General features: G+C 59.6%; 15 protein-coding genes and 1 pseudogene. 12 read left to right on the plus strand and 4 right to left on the minus strand.

Features of this window, described 5'->3' with window-relative positions; translation table 11 throughout:
- Entirely contained in the window at window positions 1–2,385 is a 2,385-nt protein-coding gene (locus IAE41_RS00435; RefSeq protein ID WP_200731569.1) for a TonB-dependent receptor, read from the minus strand.
- 176 nt (window positions 2,386–2,561) lie between these two features.
- Here IAE41_RS00435 and IAE41_RS00440 point away from each other — a divergent pair, with 176 nt between their 5' ends.
- From IAE41_RS00440 to IAE41_RS00480, 8 genes and pseudogenes are all read left to right on the plus strand, one after another.
- The gene (locus IAE41_RS00440; protein WP_234458188.1) at window positions 2,562–4,232 is read left to right on the plus strand and encodes an ABC transporter ATP-binding protein; all 1,671 of its coding nucleotides are present in this window, start codon (window positions 2,562–2,564) and stop codon (window positions 4,230–4,232) included.
- 261 nt (window positions 4,233–4,493) lie between these two features.
- Window positions 4,494–5,000, plus strand: a complete 507-nt coding sequence (locus IAE41_RS00445) for a hypothetical protein (RefSeq protein ID WP_200731570.1) — start codon at window positions 4,494–4,496, stop codon at window positions 4,998–5,000.
- Between the two features lie 75 nt (window positions 5,001–5,075).
- Entirely contained in the window at window positions 5,076–5,765 is a 690-nt protein-coding gene (locus tag IAE41_RS00450) for a class I SAM-dependent methyltransferase (protein WP_200731571.1), read from the plus strand.
- 105 nt (window positions 5,766–5,870) lie between these two features.
- Window positions 5,871–6,644, plus strand: coding sequence for an ABC transporter permease (locus tag IAE41_RS00455; protein WP_200731572.1), 774 nt, complete (start codon window positions 5,871–5,873; stop codon window positions 6,642–6,644).
- 426 nt (window positions 6,645–7,070) lie between these two features.
- Window positions 7,071–7,742, plus strand: a complete 672-nt coding sequence (locus tag IAE41_RS22395; protein ID WP_234458189.1) for a hypothetical protein — start codon at window positions 7,071–7,073, stop codon at window positions 7,740–7,742.
- Between the two features lies 1 nt (window position 7,743).
- On the plus strand, window positions 7,744–8,247 hold the full coding sequence (locus tag IAE41_RS00470; RefSeq protein WP_200731575.1) for an FtsX-like permease family protein: 504 nt from the start codon (window positions 7,744–7,746) through the stop codon (window positions 8,245–8,247).
- A 179-nt stretch (window positions 8,248–8,426) separates the two neighbouring features.
- Window positions 8,427–9,632 (plus strand): annotated as a pseudogene (locus tag IAE41_RS00475) (RHS repeat protein); the annotation flags it as partial.
- A 199-nt stretch (window positions 9,633–9,831) separates the two neighbouring features.
- Window positions 9,832–10,071: a hypothetical protein gene (locus IAE41_RS00480; protein WP_200731576.1), complete on the plus strand. Its 240-nt coding sequence runs from the start codon at window positions 9,832–9,834 to the stop codon at window positions 10,069–10,071.
- 291 nt (window positions 10,072–10,362) lie between these two features.
- On the opposite strand, the gene IAE41_RS00485 is transcribed toward IAE41_RS00480, so the two are convergent.
- Window positions 10,363–11,244 carry an AraC family transcriptional regulator gene (locus tag IAE41_RS00485; protein ID WP_200731577.1) on the minus strand — a complete coding sequence of 294 codons (882 nt, stop codon included), beginning with the start codon at window positions 11,242–11,244 and terminating at the stop codon, window positions 10,363–10,365.
- A gap of 136 nt (window positions 11,245–11,380) precedes the next feature.
- Here IAE41_RS00485 and IAE41_RS00490 point away from each other — a divergent pair, with 136 nt between their 5' ends.
- Together IAE41_RS00490 and IAE41_RS00495 are read left to right on the plus strand one after the other, a co-directional pair.
- Window positions 11,381–12,343, plus strand: coding sequence for an aldo/keto reductase (locus tag IAE41_RS00490; protein ID WP_200731578.1), 963 nt, complete (start codon window positions 11,381–11,383; stop codon window positions 12,341–12,343).
- A gap of 319 nt (window positions 12,344–12,662) precedes the next feature.
- Complete coding sequence (locus tag IAE41_RS00495; protein ID WP_234458212.1) at window positions 12,663–13,640, plus strand: NAD(P)-dependent alcohol dehydrogenase; 978 nt, start codon at window positions 12,663–12,665, stop codon at window positions 13,638–13,640.
- 1,102 nt (window positions 13,641–14,742) lie between these two features.
- Here the strand turns inward: IAE41_RS00495 and IAE41_RS00500 are convergent.
- Window positions 14,743–16,485 carry a M14 family metallopeptidase gene (locus IAE41_RS00500; RefSeq protein WP_234458190.1) on the minus strand — a complete coding sequence of 581 codons (1,743 nt, stop codon included), beginning with the start codon at window positions 16,483–16,485 and terminating at the stop codon, window positions 14,743–14,745.
- Window positions 16,486–17,498: 1,013 nt separating this feature from the next.
- A complete protein-coding gene (locus IAE41_RS00505; protein WP_200731579.1) occupies window positions 17,499–18,080 on the minus strand; it encodes a TetR/AcrR family transcriptional regulator in 582 nt (193 codons plus the stop codon).
- A gap of 149 nt (window positions 18,081–18,229) precedes the next feature.
- Here IAE41_RS00505 and IAE41_RS00510 point away from each other — a divergent pair, with 149 nt between their 5' ends.
- Both IAE41_RS00510 and IAE41_RS00515 read left to right on the plus strand, forming a co-directional pair.
- Window positions 18,230–19,402: an efflux RND transporter periplasmic adaptor subunit gene (locus tag IAE41_RS00510; RefSeq protein ID WP_234458192.1), complete on the plus strand. Its 1,173-nt coding sequence runs from the start codon at window positions 18,230–18,232 to the stop codon at window positions 19,400–19,402.
- Window positions 19,403–19,410: 8 nt separating this feature from the next.
- Window positions 19,411–22,536, plus strand: coding sequence for an efflux RND transporter permease subunit (locus IAE41_RS00515; RefSeq protein ID WP_200731580.1), 3,126 nt, complete (start codon window positions 19,411–19,413; stop codon window positions 22,534–22,536).
- Window positions 22,537–22,605: the final 69 nt, after the last annotated feature.

The raw sequence follows: 22,605 nt of genomic DNA on the forward strand, positions 1-22,605 counted from the left end.
CTACCAGCGATGGGTCAAGGTCACGGACAGGAACCGGCCGAGCGCCGTTGCATTGGTCGGGTCGAAACCTGTGTTGATGCTGTTGACGATGAAGGGCGGATTCCTGTCGAACAGGTTCTGCACGTTGAAAGCCAGCGAGGTACCCTGACCGGCGCCGGCAGAACCGCTGAAGTCATAACTGAGATTGAGGTCGACTGTCGTCCACGAGTTGACATGGGAGTCGGCCCGGTTGGCGGGATCGCGATAGCTGTCCACGTAGTTCACGAATAGCCCGCCGGCAACCTGCCGGTGGCTCATGGCGAGGCCACCGCGTACCTTCAGGTCGACCGGGAAGTACACCATGTTCACCGCGTCGACCTCGGGCGAGGTGGCGGTCACGCGGCGCATGGAATCGATGATGTATTGTCCGGCAAGGTTCAACGCAATACGGGTCTGGCCGGCGTCGAAATCGTAGGAGGCATTGAAATCGACGCCGCGCTGCGAAGTGAACGCGTTGTTGCGGAAGCGGTTGTCGAGGATGACTTCGCTGCTGGTCTCATCGGTTCCTGGCGTCAGCGCGTAAGGGCCCACCCGCGATACGAACAGGCCCAGGCCGGAGGCGCCCAGCTGGCGCGCCTGTTGGATCTGCTGCGGCGTCGGGTTGACGGTCAGCAGGTCCGCGTAGGGCGCGGTGGACTGCAGGAACAGCGACGGGAAACTGCCGCCGAAACCGCTTCCGATCCGGTCGGCATACTCGATGTGGTAGTAGTTTGCGTCGATCTTAAGGCCCGGCAGCGACGGGGGCGCTAACGAGAAGCCACCGGTCCAGGTCTTGGCACGTTCGGGCCCCAGATCCGGGTTGCCGTTGGAGAGCATCATCAGCACCGTGCTTCCGTTGGCCGCGCTCGGGTTGGGTACCTTGGCCACCACCACCGTGTTGTTCAGCTGCATGTCTTGGTAGACCGGCGCCCGGTAGGAGCGGCCGTAGCTGGTGCGGAATGAAAGTCCTTCCGTTGCTTCCCACAGCAGGCCGAGCTTGGGATTGAGGGTGGAACCGAAATCGCTGTAGTCGTCGTAGCGCGCGGCCGCAGTCAGCGACAGCCGGCGAACGCCAGGCATGTCTGCCATCAGCGGAATGTTGAGCTCAGCGAACGCGGAACGGATCGTGCGCTGCAGGTCCAGCGGCTTCTCAAGCCCACGGTGGTCGAGCAGTTCATAGCCATCGCGGCGGTAGCCCGCACCGAATGCCGCACGCACGCCGCCGCCCGGCAGATTGAACAGCTCGCCGTCGGCGATAACTTCCAGATAACGCGATTCGGAGTTCGTATCCGTCGGCGGTGCGGTGCTGGCCGAGCTGCCGGTGATGGTGGTTCTCTCGTAGGAGACGTCGCTCCTGCCGAATCCGGAATTCAGACGGGCCTGCCACTGGCGCGGAAGCTCGAGGGTGAGCCCGGCGAACACATCGAACTGCCGCGTGTGCGGGAACAGTCGGGTCTCGTCAGCAGTCCCGGAAATTGTTGTGTCCATCTCGCGCTGGGCAAAGGAGCCGGTCAGGTTTAGCGTCAGCACATCACTGAGCTCCTGCACGCCGTCCAGATACAGGCTGTGCCGCTTCGAGCCGGGATAGATGTCGTACGGCCTGACCGTTACGTTCCGGGAAAATTCCTTGTCGACCGCAGCGAGGTTGCCCTGCTTCAGGAATTCGTAGCTGGCCATCAGGTGGCCACCCTCCCAGGACCAGCCGGCCGACTGCGATGCCTGGTACTCGTCCATGTTGCCTCGGGTGACGCTGCCATAGCGCAGCGATGTCTCATAGCCGGTGAAATCGCGGCGCAGGACGATGTTGACCACGCCGCCGACGGCGTCGGTGCCGTAGATGGCAGAAGCGCCATCGGTGAGGATCTCCATGCGCTCAATGGCACTCAGCGGGATCAACGAGATGTCGACGTATTGGTAGCGGTTCGAGGAGGTCACACGATGGCCGTTGATCAGCGTCAGCGTGGTGCCCGTGCCGAGGCCACGCAGGTTGATGGCCGTGCCTTGGCCGAAGTTGTTGCCGGTATCACGGTCGACACCGAGGTTGCCGACATTGGCGCCGTTGGCTCCGCCACCGAAGTTCTGCGGCAGCTTCTCGAAGAGCTGCTGCAACGAGGCCATCCCGGTTCGATCGATGGCCTCCCGGTCGATCACGATGACCGGGGAGGCGCCACCCCCGATGGCATCGCGGATGTTGCTGCCAACAACCATCACCTTGTCCAGCGTGGTGGTATCGGATCGCTGATCGCTCTCGGCAGGATGGCCGGGAGTGCTGGCGTCCTGTGCCATTGCCAGAGCGTTGAGCTGCAGTGCGGCGGCCAGACTGGCGGCCACGAGTGCCGCCGGCGTGGCGGTGGATGCGTTGTTCATGCGCCGGTCCATCGATCTCATCGGATGTTGATCTGCGGCACGAGACATCGCGCCTTCAATGGCGATGTTATATCATATCATTCAGGGTGCGTAACGACATCCCGCTGTGCCGAGAGGCGGGGGCGGGCGCGCCGCCGCCACACAGGAGCCACTGGACAGATGCCGGACCGACCCTGATGAAAATGTTTGCGCTGCCGCCACCGGTCACCGAGATCCTCACCGAGTACTGGAAGGCGGACCGCAGGCTGCTGCTGTTGATCGCCGCCATCGTCGTGCTTTCCAGCCTGGCCACGGTGGCAGCACCGTACCTGTTCTCGCGCCTGATCGACCGCATCAGCACGGAAGGCATCCGTCAACTGGCGGGAGGGTTCCTGCTCTACGCGTTAATGCTCGGCGCCGCAAGCATCCTGCAGAACACGGTGCAGTACCTGTCGTTCCTCAGTGGCGAGAACTTGGGTTTCATCACCAGCACCCGCTACTTCGCGCGGCTGTTGAAGAAGACCCACAGCTTCTTCCTGGATTACAACGCAGCCGAACTGCAGGTGGCCGGGGAGAAGGGCCGCAACGCCCTGAAGATCGTGGTGCAGCTCGGCCTGGTGGTGTTCATTCCCAGTGCACTACAGATCCTGCTGACCTTGGCGACACTGGGCGCACTTATCAACCAGCAGGTGGTGGCGATCGTGCTTGGCTATGGTTCTGTTGCGGTCACGCTCTCGGCCATCGCCACCCGCCGTGCGCGGATCCATCGTGACGCTGCGATTGAGGCAGGCCAGCAGAATGCGCGCTTCGTCGGCAATGCAATGAACGCGATGGAGACGTTGCGCCTGTTCGGCGGCACCGCGTGGATGGTCCAGCGCTTCGAGGACAAGGCACAGGTGATCCGCGACAGTTGGCGCTCCTACGTGCTGCAGCGGATCGGCTTCATCGTGCTGCTGGGCACCTGCCTGATGGTCGAGTTTATCGTCACTTTCGCATTGTTGCTCCCGCGTTACCAGAGCGGCGACCTGAGCGTCGGCGACATCGTGCTATTCAACCTGCTATTACTGCAGCTAAACATGCCTTTTGAAATGATCGCGCGCTCGATCGATGACGTTGCTCGTTCGTGGGCACTACTGACGCCGCTGTCGGCGCTGTGGGCAGCGCCCGAAGAACGTCAGCCAGCGAGTACCGTCGGATTCCAAGGACAATGCGACCGGATCGAGTTTCAGCATGTTAGCCATTTATACGGCAATGGCCGCGGCATCTCCAATGCCTCCTTCCATACGCGGCGCGGTGGCATCAATTTCCTGATTGGGGAGACCGGGGCAGGGAAGTCGACGCTGTTCAAATTGGTACTGAAGTCGATCGAGCCCCAGCACGGTCGGATCATTGTGGACAGCACCGACCTGGCCCACATCGACCGGGCCGCGTGGAACGCGGCGGTTGCGGTCGTTCCCCAGGATGTTGTCTTGCTAAACGAAAGCTTGGCGGACAACATCCTGCTGGGGCGCCCCCGCCACGATAGTCGCTTGCGTCACGCAACCGGCAAGGCGTCGATACTGGCATTCATAGACTCACTGCCTCAGGGATTCGAAACGAAGGTTGGCGAGCGCGGCCTGAAGCTCTCTGGAGGAGAAAGGCAGCGCATCGCCATCGCGCGCGCGCTCTATGGAGAACCCGCAATCCTGCTCCTGGATGAGGCCAGTTCGGCGCTGGATGAGACTACGGAACGCGAGATCATATCGCACATGCGCGAACTCGCAGACGACGTACTTGTTTTGGCCATCACACATCGGCGGAGCGTGGCGACCAATGTCGACAACGTCATCGACATCACAATATGTCCAAGCAAAATCACGCATCGCTAGGTTTCGCTACGCGTATTGTCTTGGCATTGGGACTAGCGCGTCATCCCGCCAGGAAACCTGGAGCTCCAACTGAATCGGTCTCACCGCAGGCTTAATCTCCTCCCGAGACTCGAATGGAAGGTTACCGACGGGATTAGGAGACTACCGAAGGAACGCCATCAGTAATATCAAAATGCCAACGAGCAAACCGGTCGAGAAAACTGACGTGAACAGAGACCGCTGTGCCCTCTGTCACGACACCGGCACGCGCGGCGTATCCCGGTGTCTGGCCCGCTGGATGTGCAGTGGTTTGAACTCGAACGTGCTCTTCCCGAGGCAAATACGCCTGACTTCGCCTATAGCTTTGGCTACGAAGAACCAGACCTGACCCGGATCGAGGACCCTATGCAGAAGTCAGTCTGGTCGCTTTTTGACTGGCGACAGGAACGGCAGCTTGATGACGAAGAGCGCCGCAGGCATCAGTTCCATGTGTCCAGGCCGAAGGGCGGCCCCGTGATCGCCTGGTACCTTGGTCGGGACTACAACGGAATCCACTTTCCCCGTGGAAGCGTTGAGGTCGATGATGCTGTGTGCGGGCAGCTGACGCGAGCAGCTGCACAGGCCTTCCGTTCCGCAGCAGGAGAGATGCTCCTGTACGTGACGGACGAGGCAGTCACCTTCCACGCATTTTCGCCCTACCTTCGTTCCGTCGCCGTCGACACCGCTGTGCAGGATGCACTGGACGAGTGGTTGCTTGCCGGCGGCGCCGGAGGCGGGAATGCTGCTTGAGAAGCTGAGCTCGCTGCGCGAGTCCATGGGCTGTGGGTCTACGGAAGCGAGGACCTGTGCTTACTGTTGTACAGCTTGGTCAAGCGAACCCGCCCGCGCATCGTGGTCGAACTGGGCACCGGCTTTGGCGTCACCGCGGCCCGGATGGCCGGTGCATTGCTGGAGAACAGCAGCGGTGTCATTCACACCTACGATAATGGCTCGCACTTCTCCAGTGAGCCAGGCATTAGGTTTGTCGAGGGCCTGAAGGGACCGCTTGCCGATTCACTGCGGGAGATGGGGCAGAACTATCCCGCCTTCCTGCAGCACGTATTCCAGTGGGCCGGGGGCGAGAATCACGTTGTCGCCAGCTGGCAGGAGATCGGCTTTGCCGAGATTGCGCAGGCCCCGGCCTTTGACGGCGGAATAGACATGGTCTTCTCCGACTTCAATCACTCCCAGGACAGCATCCAGGCTTTGCTGGCGGCGTTTCTGCCGCGCATGGAGGAAAGCGCTTCGATCTTCATCGACAGCGCCTCCACCCAACGGCTCAGCTACCTGACCCATGAGGCCGTTGTGGACGCTCTGAATCAAAATAAGATACCCAGGACGTTCAACAAGAATCGTAGCGAGCAGGACATTGACGCGCTGCTGCGTATGGTCCAATGCTCGCGCTTCCGGCTGATGCATCTGCTGGAAGCCTGCGATAGAGCGCAGAACAGCACGGCGTGGATCTCGATTGAACCGGTGGACGTGATTCCGACAGCGGCCACCTTCCTGCATTAGAGAGATGTATATGTTCGGCTATTACTTTGCTCTGGCCCGCACCAGGCTTATGGAAACCAAGGGAATGAGCGCAGCGCTGATCCTGGCGCTGGGATCGGGCATCGCATGACGATGCTGACTGTCGTGCGGACAATGACGTGGGATCCATTCCCGGGACGGAGCGAGCATCTCTATCACCCCTTCATTGACGCGCTTCCCGCGTCTTGCGACGTCAGGCCGGGCAAGGACCCGCGCGTGACTCTCACCTGGATGGATTCGCAGAACCTCCTTCGGCAGGCACCCGCCTCCCTCCAGACCGCGCTGGCGTCTGCCCGTCTGCTGGTGGACGCGCAGCGCAGCGTGCAGATTCCATTCTTCACGCAGGGTCAGTATGTCACAGGAGATGCGTTCGCCATGTTTGGCATTCCCATGGCGCAGGGCAGGGCCTGGGCGCGTGAAGATGATGCTGCGCACGCCCGGGTTGTCGTGCTGGGCCAGGATCTCGCTGCTCGCCTGGGCAGTGAAGGCCTGGTGGGAGCCACCGTCCGGCTTGGCGGCCAAGCATTTAGGGTGGTCGGTGTCGCCGGTCCGTGGAGCCCGCGCCCCCGGTTCTATACGGACCTTCAGCAGGATGTATTCAAGGGGCGCGAAGACTTCTTCATCCCGATTAGTGTTGAAGCGGAATTGCAGATGGCGGTGTCCAGCAGCGTCTTCTCATGGAGCAGTGACAAGCCCCTCAATCGTCTGCAGGACGCCCGCACATCATGGGTCCAGTTCTGGTCGAGTTGCCTGACGCGGCCAGTGTCGAGCAGTACGAGCGCTTCCTGGGCAACTACGCACGTACACAGCAGCAGGCCGGAAGGTTTGACAGGACAACCGCGCCGCGGATGGTGTCCTTGAGGGACTTCCTGGTCGAGCATCGCATCATCCCCAACGAGGTGAAGCTGCAGCTGGCGCTGTGCCTGGGCTTCCTGATCGTTTGCCTGCTGAACATGAGTGCCCTGATCTTCGCCCGCTTCATCCGCCGTTCCCATGAGATATCGGTCCGTCGGGCGCTGGGTGCGCGTCGGCAGGACGTCATCTATCAGCTCTGCACCGAAGCACTGATCATCGGCGGCCTGGGCGGGGAGGTAGGGCTGATCGTTGCCGAAACCGGCCTCTACCTTGTACGGATGCAGCCGGAAGACTACGCCTCGCTTGCGAACATGGATCTGAGCATGGCCGCTCTCACCCTGGGTTTGGCGTGCGCCTCCAGTGTCATCGCTGCGTTCTTCCTGCGCTGCGCGCTACCTCAGGCCGCCTGGCCATGCAGATCAAGGCGTCAGAATGAACATTGCAGAAGTCACCCTTATCGTCCGCGCGCTCACCCGCAACCGCTTCATCGCGTCCATCCTCCTGGTGCAGGTGCTGGTTGCCACGGCGTGCGTGACGAACCTTGCGTTTCTGCTGTCCGAGCGGCTGGGAACCCTCACTTACAAGACGGGCCTAAAAGAAGCGAACTTAGGCGTCATCGAGACCGAATACCTAGGGCCTGCAGCAGCCAACCCTGCAGCCTCGATCAGGACCGACTTGCAGGCCATCCGCCAGCAACCAGGCGTCGAACAGGTAATCGCAGCAGAGTCGCTTCCGCTTGACCAGCAAAATTGGTCCGCCGGGTTCACCAACAAGCCGCTTAAAGGCAATGATATTTCCGGCATCGTAGAGGCCGAACCGACCGTCTATACGGCATCCTCGCCTGCAGCCAAGGTGCTGGGCCTGACCCTTGTTGCCGGCCGTGACCTGTCTGCCGGAGCATTCGTGCCGATGGAGGCTAACGCCGACTATGCCGGGCTCTACAAGGCGAGTGAGGCCGTTGTGTCGCAGGCACTGCCGGACAAGCTATTCCCGGAGGGTGGCGCCGTCGGCAAGTTCCTGTATGCCTACGCGCAGCATCCCATCCAGGTGGTCGGTGGTCAAGACGCTTTCCCGGCCTGTCCTGAAGACCGATGCAGACAATGACATGTCACTCATTCTGCCGCTGATTCCGGACGGACCTCGCGTGATGTTTGCCATCCGTGCCGCAGATGGGCGAGTGGCGGATGTGATTGCGTCCAGTGAGGTCGCGCTGTCGCAACGCGATGCGAACCGCATCATCGCCCGCAGCACCTCGTTCCGCGAGCTGCGCGCCGACTACTTCCGCCACTATCAGACCATGGCGATCATGTTCCTGAGCTCCGGGTTGGCGCTGTTGGTGGTAACCGCAACGGGCGTCTATGGACTAGCCAGCTTTTGGGTCCGCAAGCGGTATCGGCAGATCGGTATCCGGCGCGCACTCGGCGCCCGCAAGTCCGACATCCTGCGGTACTTCTTGGTGGAGAACCTGATTCTCACCGCTACCGGCTCTGTTGTCGGCACCGCACTGGCCATCGGCCTGAACATGGCCGTGGCCCGGTACTACGAGGCAGCCAGAATCGAGGCGCCATTTCTCGCGATTGGCGTGCTAACCGTACTTCTGTTGGGCTAGGCCGCAGCCTATGTTCCGGCCCGACGAGCAGCCAAAGAAGCGCCGGTGGCGATCCTGCGTAGCGCGTGATACTGACTCGCCGGTCATCCGGCCAGTGCTTCTGCCGGCGCACCGTTTCTTACGAGCGGTGCTGGTCAACGGTAGCGTCAAGCCCGCACCGCTGCGTGCGGGGCACGCGCCAGCGCGTCACCAGTCAGCAGTACGACCCGTTGAACCGCTTGGCCCAGACCCTGCAGGATGTGGCCGGGGTGGAAGCAGAGATCCGAAGCCAGTACAACGCGCTGGACCAAGTCACCCAGGTGACCGACCCGAAGGGACTCCACTCCACCTATGCCTATAACGGTTTCGGTGATCTGACTGGACAGATCAGTCCTGACAGTGGCGCCAGCAGCTTTACCGTTGATGTGGTTGGCAACCGCAAGACCTCCACCGACGCGCGTGGCGTTACCGCCACCTATTTCTACGATGTGCTCAACCGCCTGACCGGCATCGCCTATCCGGACCCCAATCTGGACGTAGGCTACAGCTATGACGTGGCACCAGCGATCTGCACTGCCGACGAGCGCTTTGCCAAGGGGCGCTTGGGGCAGGTGCTGCATGCCAATGGCAGCACCAAGTACTACCATGACCGGTTTGGTCAGATCACCCACAAAGTGCAGATCATCAACGTTGTGGCCAGCACGCTGCGTTATGCCTACAGCAAGTCCGGGCGCCTGACCGCATTGACCTAGCCCGACGGCAGCGTGGCCGACTACGTACGCGATACCCGGGACCGCATCAGCCAGATTGGGCTGACGCGTACCGGCCAACCGCGCCAGATCGTTATGAACAACGTGACCTATGCAGCCCTAGGCCCGGCTACCGATTGGACCTACGGCGATGGCCGCCAGTTGCAGTGCGCGTTGGACCTGGACTACCGCCCGCAGGCCGTGCATGGCCCGGCCGCAGGCGGCCTGTCCCTGAGCAATGGCTATGATCCGGTGTATTCGATCACCGAGCTGAAGAACGGCGCAGGCTCTGAAGTGTTGGCCAAGTGCGCTTATTACGCGCTCGGCCGCCTGACCCCGACCCAAGACAGCGCGACCGGCACGCCGATCGAAACCTACGGCTACGACGCTACCGGTAACCGAATCTCGCTGACCAATTCAGCAGGAACCGCCAATTACACCTATCCGGCTACCAGCCACCGACTGACCGCCGTGGATGGCGAAGCACGCTGTCATGACACGGGGGGCAATACCACCAGCATCGGCAGCAAAGCATTCACGTATAGTGATGCCAAGCGCATGAACGCGATGAAGCAGGGCAACTCGGTGCTGGAGAGCTATGGCTACAACCATCGCGGTGGGCGTGTGCTGCGCACGCCAGCGGGTGGTAGCGCGCAGACTACGTGGTCGGTGAGCTCGAACACTGGCCAGTCCCACGGCGCGCATCCGGCCCCGCTTCATAGCCAGCCTGTTCGACCCGGCCAAGATTGATCTGCTCGGCCTTCGCGTGCTGCCGGCCAGCGTCCCAACGTAAGCGGAGCCGATGCCATCGTCTCGGCTGAGCGGATAGGTGCATCGACTGGCTGAAAAGGAGGACTTGAAGGTCATTCTCGTGGTCTTGGGGGGCTACATCCGCTCCCAGCTCACCGAGTCTCGTGTGGATTTCTTTGTGCCTGGCAGCCAGCTGTTCGCTGCGAGCTTCCTGATGAGCCTGCGCGAGCGCGATTCGTCTGGCATTGAGTTATTTGCCCCGAGAGAGAACTCGAAGGCCAATGGAGTTCCATCCAATGATCAAGTCAGTTCAGATGAACGCTGGCTCGCAACGCTACTCGACTAACGTCGTCAACTGCAACGTGGCTACGTTTGCTGTAATTGACACTAGGCCACTGCACCCATAGGTTCAGCAAAAACGCAAAGCTATGGTTGCCCGTCTACTGGGCGGCTGCTTGGGCGATGAATTAATCCACCGGCCCTCACCCGGGTACAAGCTCAGGTCGGGTGCCGCATTAATAGATGCGGCAAGGTTTGTTGCCACCCGCACAGCGCTAAAGGCGTGGGGCGGTGAGATCCTTGGTGGCCGTAGTCCAGATCGGATTGTGCCAGAGGGCAAGCCGAAAAATCCTCTGGCTCATTTGCCGAAATGAGACAATCGATTCGCATGAACAGAGGGAGGGCTTCCAAACAGACGCTTGTACTCCCTGCTGAACTGCGACGCGCTTTCATAGCCCACGGCGTAAGCGACCCCCGCAGTGTCACGGAGCGGAGCGGAAAGACGGCTTCGGGCCTCATAAAGCCGAACGGTCTTCTGGTATTGCAACGGCGACATCTCCATCACAGCTTTGAAGCTTCGGTGATACACGGAGACGCTCATGCCGGCTTGCGCGGCCATTTCTTCAATGCTGATTGATCGCGCGTAGTGTTCGCGTATCCAACTCGCCGAAATCCTGATTCTGTCTAGCTTGGGGTTGGCGGACACGACGCTGCGTAAGGCCGCCGCCATGGGACTGCGCATCAATCGATACAGGATCTCCTGCTTGATCAGCCGTCCCATGTAAGCAATTTCGTCAGGTCGATCTCGCAATTCGCACAAGCGTCTCCACGCATCGAGAAGCAGCGGATCGGCATCCGAAACCGAAAAGCTGTCGTTACCGGCGAGATCGTTGGCCTCCGTCAGATGCAGAGCCAGGTCCGATAGCATATCCGCATCGAGCGACAGCACCAGAGCAAGGTAAGCCCCATTGTTGCGGTTGACCGTGACGCGAGCCATCACTGGCATATCGACCGCGGAGATGAAATGCTGCCCTTCGCCGTAGTCAATGATCCGTCTGCCGGCTTGTATCCGTTTCGCACCGCTCACCACCAGACAGACCATGGGCGCGTAAATCATGGGGACCAGTTCGGCGCAGGCCAGCATTCTCCCGACCTCAAAGCCCGGAATGGCAGGGGGGCAGCACTGTGCCGACAGCCGTTCGGCCAGCCGGCGGAGATGGCGGAGTTCGGGGTTGGTCATTTTGGGAGCATCCGGCAGCGGAGATAAATTGTTGCTGCTTGGGCAGAATTAGGCAAGGAAAAGGCAGCTTTTGGCATGACACACCCCAGACGATGCCGGTACTCTTGGTCTCAAGGAATCAAAAGGACGTTTTTAAATGAACACTCGTAAACTTGGCGCAACAGGCCCCGCGGTTTCTGCCATCGGATACGGTGCCATGGGCATATCCATGGCCTACGGTAGCAGTGATGAGGCCGCTTCGATCGACACGATCAGGCATGCCCACGCCCTTGGGGTCACCTTGTTCGACACAGCCGAACTCTATGGCTGGGGCGAGAACGAACGGATTGTGGGACGGGCACTCAAGCCGGTGCGCGACGAAGTCATCATCGCCACAAAGTTTGGCTTTACGCCAAGCTATGGCCTTGACAGCCGCCCGGCGCATATTCGCGAGGTAGTGGATAACAGCCTGCGCAATCTCGGGGTCGAGACCATCGACCTGCTATACCAGCACCGTGTCGATCCCCAGGTTCCGATCGAGGACGTGGCAGGCACGGTCCGCGAACTGATTCAGCAGGGTAAGGTGAAGTTCTTTGGCCTGAGCGAAGCCGGGCCTGAGACGATCCGGCGTGCGCATGCGGTGCAACCCGTAACAGCCCTGCAGACCGAGTACTCACTTTTCGAACGCGATGTCGAAGTGCTGTTCCCGACACTGCATGAACTCGGCATCGGCTTCGTCGCTTACTCGCCCTTGGGGCGTGGTTTTCTGACGGATGTGGTCAAGCCTGCTGCCGAATACGAAGAATCGGACATGCGACGCAGCGACCCGCGCTGGCAACCCGGCAACTTCGAGAGAAATGTCGATTCAGTTCGTCGCCTGACGGCCTATGCCCGGTCCAAGGACGCGACCGTCACTCAGCTCGCATTGGCATGGCTGCTGGCCAAGGGCGAGAACATCATCCCGATTCCAGGTACCCGGCACGAGAAGCGCATTGCGGAGAATGTCGCCGCCGCTGATCTCGTCCTGACCCTGCAAGATCTTGCCGAGATCGAAGCGATCATTCCCAACGGCGGCTTCGGTGCGCGGTATGGCGAGGGCAGCGTGCCGAAATGGTTCTGATGCTTCCGGTACAACATAGCGTGACAGCACGCTATTGAGCCATGGTCGCCGTATCGGGTGGCTGAACGGAGAATTTGCAATGTGCAATCGATGCGAACTGCCAACGCCAGCCGATGCGACACAAGCGGACGATCAGGGTCTTGCGCTGGGTTTAAATCGACGTTTGTTTGTCACCGCTAGCGCAGGACTGATTGCCCAGATGTGGCTGGGCGGGGATGCATTTGCAGCTACCGATGACAGCCCAAAACCGGGGAAAGGCATTCCCGCGCTCGGTTACGCTGCACTGGCCGCCGGTGTGGCTTTGAAGCCGTTCAGCTTCATGCGTCGCAATCTGCAGCCGGATGATGTCCTCATCGATATCCAGTATGCCGGAATCTGCCATACGGACATTCATTTCATGAAAGGGGACTTCGGTCCGCTGGGCTATCAGATGGTGCCGGGCCACGAGATCGTTGGCTGCGTTGCTGCGGTCGGTAGCGCGGTAACAAAGTTCAAGGTTGGCGACTTGGCCGGCGTCGGGTGTATGGTGGACTCATGCGGAATTTGTGCAAAGTGCAAGCGTGGGCTCGAACAGTATTGCGACAATGGTGCTACCTATACGTATGCTTCGAAGGATCGATTTAGCGACGACACGCAAGGTGGATACTCAAACAGGATCGTTGTGCGTGAAGCATTTGTCATCAAGATTCCGCCAGGGGCAAATTTGGCTGCGACGGCGCCTCTGCTATGTGCTGGTGTGACAACCTTCTCGCCCATGCAACACTGGAATATCGGAAAGGGCAAGAAAGTCGCAATCGTTGGGCTTGGAGGGCTCGGACACGTCGCACTGAAGCTTTTCAAAGCGCGCGGGGCCGAGGTGACCGTGTTTACGACAACCGCGGCGAAAATCCCCGATGCGATAAAGATGGGCGCAAGCGAGGCGGTGCTCTGGAGTGACAAGGAAGCCTTCAGTCGTCTGAAAGATCAATTCAATTACCTGCTGTCCACAGTACCTTATCCGTTCGATGTCGATCCATTCATGGATCTTCTGGATCTGGATGGGGTATTTACAAACGTGGGTGTTGTGCGGCCACTGCAGGCGAAGCTGGATTTGATTGGACGCCGGAAATCAATCACTGGCTCTGCGATCGGCAGCATTTCCGAAACGCAGGAGGTTATCGATTATTGCGTCTCGAGAAACATCGGTGCTGAAGTTGAAGTTATTCCTATTCAGCAAGTGAACGAGGCCTATATACGAGTACTTAACAAGGATGTCAGGTACCGCTATGTCATCGACATGAGTACATTGCACGCATAGGCCATCGGCGCACCGACAATGCGACCGTCAACACCGAGCTGTAGATAGCCTCTTGCCATGATCAGGAGGCCTGCCCGAACTCGGTCCTGTCGAATGCGATACTAACTTCGGGCCGGTCGATCGTGGTATTGAGCTTCTTGGGTTGGCGCCGCATAGCTGCCTGATCTGTCTGACTTGGCCGGCATAGCCAAAATCATCAGGTCGCGCCAACAGGCGGTGATTCAGGATCCTCAGTCTCAGGTCATGTGACCGGCGTCGGAGCACGTCTGGCTGGCGCAGAAGAGTGGCTCGAGCATGGATTGAGCAAGTCAAGCTAACAACTGCAACTTCTGATTGCTCCACTTTTACCAGCTACCGGATGGTCTGAGCTACTACTCTTTTTCTGAAACTGCATCATTCTGCTCTGCCGGCCTGGCAGCTTACTACATAGAGCATTCGGCCGTGTACTTGTTCACTGTTGCCAAGCGCACCGAAGTTCATGACCGGATTTGCTCAATGTAAAAATTGAAGGGCGCAGTCTACTTCTTGATGTTAGCCGAGCAAAGGTATGGCGCTCAGTATCAACTAGAGCAAGGTGAAGCTCAACGCACAGTGTCAACCTCGCAAGGTTGATGATGCCTGGTGGCAAGTGACCATCACTGCGCGAGGGAGATCGACGAGCTTCACGTGAAGCGATGGCATGCACTGGTGCAGAAGCTGAAGCTTCGAACGGCCCATATTGTGTGACATGATTAGCTCGCATGCGGGTCACGACCTCACCAAGCTTGACGTTGCTTACTGCGCGATTCCATCAGGCGCATGCCTGACTTGAGGATAACGGTTATGTTATTGACTAAATGAGCTCTGGAGCGGTCAATCGACATACCTGTATCTCATTTGGCTAGCCGTTCTCGCAGAGCCACGCGCCTTTGAAACGGCGCTGTACAATAATTCGACGCGCCGGCGCTTTCCTAGCTTTCGCAAACTGTGAGGGCAGAGGATAGGACACTTGCGCTGGCGCAGCTTCATCAGCAAGAACCAAGTGCGCGCAGCCGAGTTGCACTCAGGCGGCCGTAACTTGCGACTCTGCGCAAGTTACGGCCATAAAGGGTCATTAGTTTTTTCAATTTCCCTCATGAAAGACAGGATAAGTCCAGAGGGTGCGCTCGCCATAACTCGATTGAGCTTCCCACCAACGCAGTCGCGCTAGAGGATCGGCGGCGAATGCGGAATTTTCTGCCAGCGCTTTTTGAAATTCAGCGCGCAACCCGCTGTCACTTCCCATCATCCTGTCAGCCAGTGGCGCCAAGAGGTGCCGTGGCAGTGCAGCTTCCGGGGACAGGGCTCGGTCATACCAGCCCAATGCCAAAATTGAGTCCTGGCTGCTGGGTTCAAGTAGCGCGGCAGCCAAGAGCTGAAGTGGCTGGTCCGCAGGCACGCGCACTGTGCCGGCCAGGAGCCGGACCTTGGCTCGAGACCGGTTGAATCCTCCTCGCTGGAGGCCGTTTGTCATTCGTGTTCGCTCAACAAGAGAGGTCCGCTCACCGCTTATCGTTTCAGTGACGATACCGTGGGCGTGCAGCAAGTCGATGATGTTCTGATTTCCCGGGGGGATCAGCCAAGCAACCGGAAGCTTGGCGACCTCAGTAGTCCTTGTGCCGTAGACAGGCAGTCTTTGCGTCTGAGGCATACCCGTCCAGCGTAGCTCACGTGCGCCAGAAGCAGCTGATAGATAGCTGCCATAGTCATAGCTCTTGAAATCTCGATATTCGATGGGAGTCGGATCCCGTTCCCATCGAACGGCGATGCTCATCGAACGAGCAGAGCGGTCGGCCTCTTTCGCTCGCTCGATGATTGCGGCATCTCGGGCAACTGTGTGCAGTGACTGTTTCAGGAGGGCATAAGTGCCGAGGACGCGCTGTCGATAACTCTTGAATCGATGGTTTTCAACTAGAACCGTTGGGACGCTGATGAAGTCTCCATAGCCAGTGGAGTAGCGAGGGCTCTCGATGCTTATGCGGAGTCCCTGCGAGGGGGCATCCTCATTGACCCAGCTAGGATAGATCGCTGGGGAGTGACCTGCTGCAATGAGCGCTGCCTCGACGTCCTGACTGTACTGGCCCATCAGCCAGTCTGCAGTCGAGCGAGAGCGTGCGTACTTTCCCCAGCCGGCAAACGTCCAGGTAACATCGTACTGATAGTCAGTTCCATCGCTCGCATGCACGTCGATGTATAGGGCGGGGTCAATCTGATGCAGGAGCTTCACCACCGCTCTAACTTCCGGCGACTCCAGTCGAGCGAAGTCTCGATTGAGATCCAGCCCCTGGGCGTTGGTCCTCGTCCCCTTTCGGTCAGGTCCGCGCTGACTTGGCCTTCCAGACTTCTCGGCCTCGGAGTGACCGTCCACATTGAGCACGGGGATGAAGACAACATCGACGTGCTCCAGGAGATCTGCCTGCCCACGTACTGCGATGTCCCGGAGCAACATCATGCCGGCATCCAAGCCATCGATCTCGCCAGAGTGTATGCCTGCTTGGATAAGAACGACCGGACGGGTTGTCCCTCCCTTGCTCGCCTTGGCGTAGAAAATATCCCGCCCTTGGGAAGTCCGCCCGAGCTGATGAATCGAGATCATCTGTGACGATTTTGATAGGCGATGCAGGTATTCCATTGCCTCGTCATAGGTGGGAGCGCTCTGGAAGCCGCTTTCTTCGGCAAGGGTCTCCCAGCCATCGTGGAACTGTTGAGTCGGACGTTCATGCCCGCCCCAACTTATTTCAGGCGGAGGTACAGATATTCCGGTGGCACCTATAGACTCAAACGACAACAACGCAAGAGCTGCGAACAGTGATGAACGGACGATCATGACGATTGGGGCCTCTAATTTCATTCGCCTACAAGCTGAACGTTATAAATTAACATAAAGGCTTCAAGTGCGCCCGCGCCGACGTCTTCACATTCAATTACGTTCTACCAAGCCGCTGGTGGAGTTTGGATGTCGGGCTACTTGAAGAGGCTCTTCGTCAGGAAGGTTTGTGCGTAAGCATGCTTGGCATGTGCCCCCTGTATTTCATTAGGCTACGCGTACGGTCAGTGGAGTTCACGGGCCCATACCAACGTCTGATCCCTCCAGTAGGAACCGGCGTACGGTTGATATCGGGCGCCGAAGGTGTCAGTACCGTGTGCTTCGATCGCGTGCTTAACCTGTGTCATAAGGCCCTGTCTCGGGCGCGAAGCGGGTAGTTCAAGCTGCTCGCAGCCTTTGCTCGTCGCAACCTAGTAATTCGCATGGAAGCGGACGATGACGGTTTCGAGTGGTCGGACGCCGCTATCGCTACCGTTGCAGCGTGCACGCGTACAGCCGCCCTAGGCCGAAGCTCTGGCTAGTTGGCGTTCAACCTCCTCCACATCACAGTCGCAACGAGTTTTTTAAGAAAACGTTCAGCTCCTCTCGCCATATCTGTTGACCCGAATACTCACCGTGGCTGACGTGATGAATCTCTAAGCAGGGTGGGCTCGCTCGTCCGGATACTCCGCCGCGCGACCCCGATTGCCAAGTTGCCATTGGCTTATCGGATCAACTGATTCGCCCGGAATCCCTGGGTTGCAGACATTGGCTACGGCCCGTGAGATCGACGCAGCCCGTTGGACCGCCTTGCCGCCCAAGGTCAACTCAGGGAGCGCCAGTTGCCAGTGCGGAGGAGTACCTCCCCCGAGCGGCCTCGACGCAGAGGCGTGGGAGCGCGCACAGAAGTATGTTCACCGCACGCCGTTGCAGATCGCCAAGTCCTACAGTCCGCATATCGAGCAACCGTTTGGGTGGCGCGGCTTATCCCCGGTGCCGGGCAGTGCCTCTTTCCGACGACTGGAAGTGAGCAATTACGCCGTCAGGATGAACCGCATAACCTTTGCGAGCATCAGCCTGTCAATTTCGCCGGCTACACCCGGATGCCGGATCGATCTGACCGAAAGGCCGTCCAGCAACGATGCAACCAACGCACAGCGCGACACAATCTCAGGCGTGCGTTCGCCCAACAGGCGCTCAAACGACCGGCGCACATCCGCATCGCTTTCCTCAATCAGTTTGGCGATCTCGGGGTTGCGCACGGACTCGGCCAGGATCTCCATCGCCAAGCCGGCGTGCTCGCGCTCCATGTAGCGTCCGGCGGTGCGCTCTGAAAGGTTAGAGATGGCAGTGACAACGTCGGAACCCTCGGCGGCCCGCTCCACGTCCTGAACGAGCAGGGCAAGCTCGCTTTCTTCTTGTGCTACCAGAGCCTCGACGATGTCTTCCTTGCGGGCGAAGTAGTGGTAGATGTGCCCCGAGCTCATCCCGGCCGCGGCGGAGATCCGCGACATGCTCGAACGATGGAAACCATCGCGACGGAAACAGTCCGCCGCCGCATTGACCACTTGAGCTTTGCGTCGCTTTGCAGTGGGAGTTTCAGGACTTTCTGACATCACTTCACCCTAGTAGGCGTCTGTCTCGGCGCAGCCCGAAATTATGACCGAGGCCCGTTCGCCGACGTTGTTGCTGTTCAGCCTCGGTTTATCTTTCCGTGAGATAGACTCGCCGGGTCAAATTGGGTCGGTCGCTCGACCTACTCACGATGTCTCCTTCTTTCCCCCGTTCAGACAGCAAAATGACCTTTCCTCGAGTACGCGTGGTGGCCACGGCCGCCGCGATGATTGTCCTTTCCAGTGCGTTGGCCGGCTGCGGGTCCGACGGTGCCGAAGTGCAAACCGCTGCAGCCCCCGAAGTGGGTGTGTACACCGTCCACTCCGAGTCCTTGACGCTCTCAGATGAGCTACCAGGCCGCACCGCACCTTACTTGGTGGCCGAAGTCCGCCCCCAGATCGGCGGCATTCTTCAAAAGCGCTTCTTCGAGGAGGGCTCTTACGTGGAGCAGGGCCAGCCTCTCTACCAAGTAGATCCGGCCCCTTATCAGGCGGTGCTGAGCCGCACCGAGGCCACCCTGTCTGCCGCGCGCCTGCGTTCGGAGCGGTACGACATGCTGGTGGAGAACCAAGCCATCAGCCGTCAGTCGCGCGATGACGCAACCTCGCAGTTCCAGGAAGCAAAGGCCGCTGCGCTCAGTGCCCGGATCGACATGGGATACACCCGGATTCTGGCCCCGATCTCCGGCCGCATCGGGCGCTCTTCAGTGACCCAAGGGGCACTGGTGTCGGCCAATCAAGCCAATGAGCTAGCGACAATCCAGCAGCTGGATCCGATCTACGTCGATATTGTCCAGTCCTCAACCGCCGTGCTGAAGCTGAAGGCCGATGCGGCCGCCGGCGTTCTCCAAGTCAAAGAAGGCAATGGCGCGGAAGTGTCGCTGACGTTGGAGAACGGCGCGGAATACCCGTACAAGGGCACACTGAAGTTCTCCGAGGTGAGCGTCGACCAAGGCACCGGCTCGGTGACCCTGCGCGCGGTGTTCCCGAACAAGGACGGGATCTTGCTGCCCGGCATGTTCGTGCGCGCCAAAGTTCCTGCCGGCACCAATGAGCAGGCTTTGCTGGTCCCGCAGCGCACGGTCAGCCGTGACAATCAGGGCCGCCCCTACGTGCTGACGGTGGACAACGAGCAGATTGTGCGCCAGCAGTCCGTTGTAGTGGACCGCGCGGTAGGCAATCGCTGGCTGATCAGCAGTGGCATCAAGCCTGGTGATCGCCTGATTGAGGAGGGCATCCAGAAAGTCACCATCGGCCAGCAGGTAATCGCCAAGGGCGACAAGAGCGGTGGCAAGACCTCCGGCATCACCGTGGCACGCCACTAAGAGAACACATGTCCAGGTATTTTATCGACCGCCCCATCTTTGCGTGGGTGCTGGCAATTGTTGTCATGCTGGTGGGAGCGCTGGCCATCATCGGCCTTCCGGTCAACCAGTATCCCTCCATCGCCCCGCCAACCGTGGGCATCATCGCAGCTTATCCGGGTGCTTCGGCACAGACAGTTCAGGACACGGTGACGCAGGTCATCGAGCAGCAGATGTCCGGCTTGGATGGACTGCGCTACATCAAGTCGGAAAGCAACACTGATGGCACGGTGACCATTCTGGTGACCTTCGACCAGGGCATTAACCCTGACATCGCCCAGGTGCAAGTCCAGAACAAGCTGTCCCTGGCCACGCCTATGCTGCCGCAGGTAGTGCAGCAGCTGGGCCTGCGCGTCGTGAAGTATCAGGTCAACTTCATGGCCGTGGCAGCGCTGGTGTCCGAAGACGGGAGCCTGGACACCAACGCCTTGGGCGACATTGTGGTCTCCCAACTGCAGGATCCGTTGAGCCGCACTCCCGGCGTAGGTGACTTCTTCGTTATGGCGGCGCAGAACTCTATGCGCATCTGGCTGGACCCAGCCAAACTCAACAATTTCAAGTTGATGCCTAGCGACGTCATGCAGGCCGTGCGCGAGCAGAACGTCCAGGTCTCCTCAGGCCAGTTGGGCGGCCGCCCGACCAGCAACGGCGTAGACTTGAACGCGACAGTGCTCGGCAAGTCTCTTTTCCAGGAACCGAGCCAGTTTGAGAACATCCTGCTGAAGGTCAATGACGATGGCTCGCAGGTTCGCGTCCGCGACGTCGGCGGGGTAGAGCTGGGTTCGGAGAGCTATGCCATTACCGGCCAACACAATGGCAAGCCCAGTGCGGGCATTGCGCTGCGATTGGTGAGCGGCGGGAACACGATCGACGCGGTGAAAGCCGTGCGCAAGACGCTGGAAGACCTCAAGCCCACTCTGCCGGCGGGTGTAGAGATTGTTTATCCCTACGATGCAGCCCCGGTGGTTACCGAGTCCATCGGTGGCGTGGTCCATACCCTGCTAGAAGCCATCGTGCTGGTCTTCTTGATCATGTACCTGTTCCTGCAGAACTTCCGCGCGACCCTGATCCCAACCTTGGCCGTTCCCGTGGTGCTGTTGGGAACCTTCGGGGTTATGGCGGCGCTGGGCTTCACCATCAATACGCTTACCCTGTTCGGTCTGGTGCTGGCCATCGGCCTGCTGGTTGACGATGCCATCGTGGTGGTCGAAAACGTCGAGCGCATCATGGTGGATGAGGGGCTCGATCCCGTTGAGGCCACTAAGAAGTCGATGGACCAGATTTCCGGTGCCTTGGTTGGCATCGGCATGGTGCTCTCGGCGGTATTCGTGCCGATGGCCTTCTTCGGCGGCTCCATTGGCGTCATCTACCGCCAGTTCTCGCTTACCATCGTCACGGCCATGGTGCTGTCGGTCATCGTGGCACTGGTGTTCACGCCAGCGCTTTGCGCGACTCTACTCAAGCCAATTCATGGTCACCACGAGAAGAAAGGCTTCTTCGGCTGGTTCAACCGGACCTTCGATCGGAGTGCTGGGGCGTACGAGCGCGGCGTGATGCATGTCACCACCCGCCGCCGCCGGTTTGGGGTCGTCTTCCTGGCAATCGTGTTGGGGTTAGTGGCGCTGTTCCCACTAATGCCTAGCTCGTTCTTGCCCGATGAAGATCAGGGCTCGCTGACAGTTCAGCTGGAACTCCCGGCTAATGCCTCTGCCGAAAGAACCGAAGCGATTCTGGACGAGGTCACCCGCTATCTCATCGAGGACGAAAAGGATGTCGTCGAAGCAGTGTTCGGTGCCAGCGGCTTCAGCTACTCAGGTCGTGGTCAGAACTCGGGTCTGCTGTTCGTCAAGCTGCATCCGTGGAAAGACCGCAAAGGCACTGTGTTCGAGCTTCAAAAGCGCGCCAATGAACGCTTCGCGTCCATCAACGGGGCCCAGGTTATCGCCTTTGCGCCTCCGGCAATCGTCGAGCTGGGTAATGCCACCGGCTTTGACTTCTTCCTGCAGGACCTTAGCGGGGCCGGTCATGCCAGCCTGATGGAGGCTCGCGACCAGCTGCTCAAGGCTGCTGCCGAGTCGCCGGCGCTGGCCATGGTCCGTGCCAATGGCAAGGTCGACGAGCCGCAGTACCAGATCGATATCGATGACGAGAAGGCGCGCGTCATGGGTGTCTCCTTGTCCGACATCAACGCAACGATGACTGCGGCATGGGGCTCGTCCTACATCAACGACTTTATCGACCGTGGCCGCGTCAAGCGCGTCTATGTCCAGGGTATGGCCAACTCTCGTGTAACCCCGGATGACTTTGCCAAGTGGTTCGTCCGCAACCATGAGGGTGAGATGGTTTCGTTCGCAGCCTTCGCCAGCGGCCGCTGGGTAATGGGTTCGCCCAAGCTGGAGCGCTACAATGGCGTCCCCGCCGTTGAAGTTCTGGGCGAGCCGGCGCCGGGCTACAGCTCGGGCGACGCCATGAAGGCCGTGGAAGAGATCGCAGCCAAGTTGCCGCCGGGCTTCGGTATTGCTTGGACAGCACTATCGTACGAAGAGCGCGCGTCTGGTTCACAGGCTCCGGCCCTCTATGCGCTGTCGATTCTGGCAGTGTTTCTGTGCCTGGCCGCACTGTATGAAAGCTGGACCGTTCCCCTCGCGGTCATTCTGGTAATTCCCATTGGTGTGATCGGCACGGTGATCGCCACGCTGATGCGAGGTCTGGATAATGACGCCTTCTTCCAGATTGGTTTGCTGACCACCGTAGGCCTGTGCGCCAAGAACGCCATCTTGATCGTGGAGTTTGCCAAGGATCTCCATGAGCGTGGCGGAAAGACGCTGATCCAGGCAGCTGTCGAAGCCTCCCGGTTGCGTCTCCGTCCGATCATCATGACGTCGCTGGCCTTCACCATGGGTGTGATCCCGCTGGCCATCTCGTCGGGTGCAAGCTCGGGCAGTAAGCACGCAATCGGAACTGGCGTTATCGGCGGCATGGTGACCTCCACCGTGGTGGCGATCTTCTTCATTCCGCTGTTCTACGTCACCGTCACTGGATTCTTTGCCAAGAAGAAGAAGGCAAAGGCCCCCTGCCGGCAGGAGACGACATAAGCGTCCACTAGTTCTGTTCCGGTGCCGGCCGACTGAGCCTGGCCGGCAGACGTCGCGACGGCCCCCTCC

It is taken from the genome of Stenotrophomonas sp. S39 (assembly GCF_016624665.1).
Lineage (GTDB): Bacteria > Pseudomonadota > Gammaproteobacteria > Xanthomonadales > Xanthomonadaceae > Stenotrophomonas.

What these genes read in the sequence shown, in the direction of transcription:
- IAE41_RS00435 (WP_200731569.1), bottom strand. Translation starts at nt 2,385, where the DNA reads ATGAACAACGCATCCACCGCCACGCCGGCGGCACTCGTGGCCGCCAGT.
- IAE41_RS00440 (WP_234458188.1), top strand. Translation starts at nt 2,562, where the DNA reads ATGAAAATGTTTGCGCTGCCGCCACCGGTCACCGAGATCCTCACCGAG.
- IAE41_RS00455 (WP_200731572.1), top strand. Translation starts at nt 5,871, where the DNA reads ATGACGATGCTGACTGTCGTGCGGACAATGACGTGGGATCCATTCCCG.
- IAE41_RS22395 (WP_234458189.1), top strand. Translation starts at nt 7,071, where the DNA reads ATGAACATTGCAGAAGTCACCCTTATCGTCCGCGCGCTCACCCGCAAC.
- IAE41_RS00470 (WP_200731575.1), top strand. Translation starts at nt 7,744, where the DNA reads ATGTCACTCATTCTGCCGCTGATTCCGGACGGACCTCGCGTGATGTTT.
- IAE41_RS00485 (WP_200731577.1), bottom strand. Translation starts at nt 11,244, where the DNA reads ATGACCAACCCCGAACTCCGCCATCTCCGCCGGCTGGCCGAACGGCTG.
- IAE41_RS00490 (WP_200731578.1), top strand. Translation starts at nt 11,381, where the DNA reads ATGAACACTCGTAAACTTGGCGCAACAGGCCCCGCGGTTTCTGCCATC.
- IAE41_RS00495 (WP_234458212.1), top strand. Translation starts at nt 12,663, where the DNA reads ATGCGTCGCAATCTGCAGCCGGATGATGTCCTCATCGATATCCAGTAT.
- IAE41_RS00500 (WP_234458190.1), bottom strand. Translation starts at nt 16,485, where the DNA reads ATGATCGTCCGTTCATCACTGTTCGCAGCTCTTGCGTTGTTGTCGTTT.
- IAE41_RS00505 (WP_200731579.1), bottom strand. Translation starts at nt 18,080, where the DNA reads ATGTCAGAAAGTCCTGAAACTCCCACTGCAAAGCGACGCAAAGCTCAA.
- IAE41_RS00510 (WP_234458192.1), top strand. Translation starts at nt 18,230, where the DNA reads ATGTCTCCTTCTTTCCCCCGTTCAGACAGCAAAATGACCTTTCCTCGA.
- IAE41_RS00515 (WP_200731580.1), top strand. Translation starts at nt 19,411, where the DNA reads ATGTCCAGGTATTTTATCGACCGCCCCATCTTTGCGTGGGTGCTGGCA.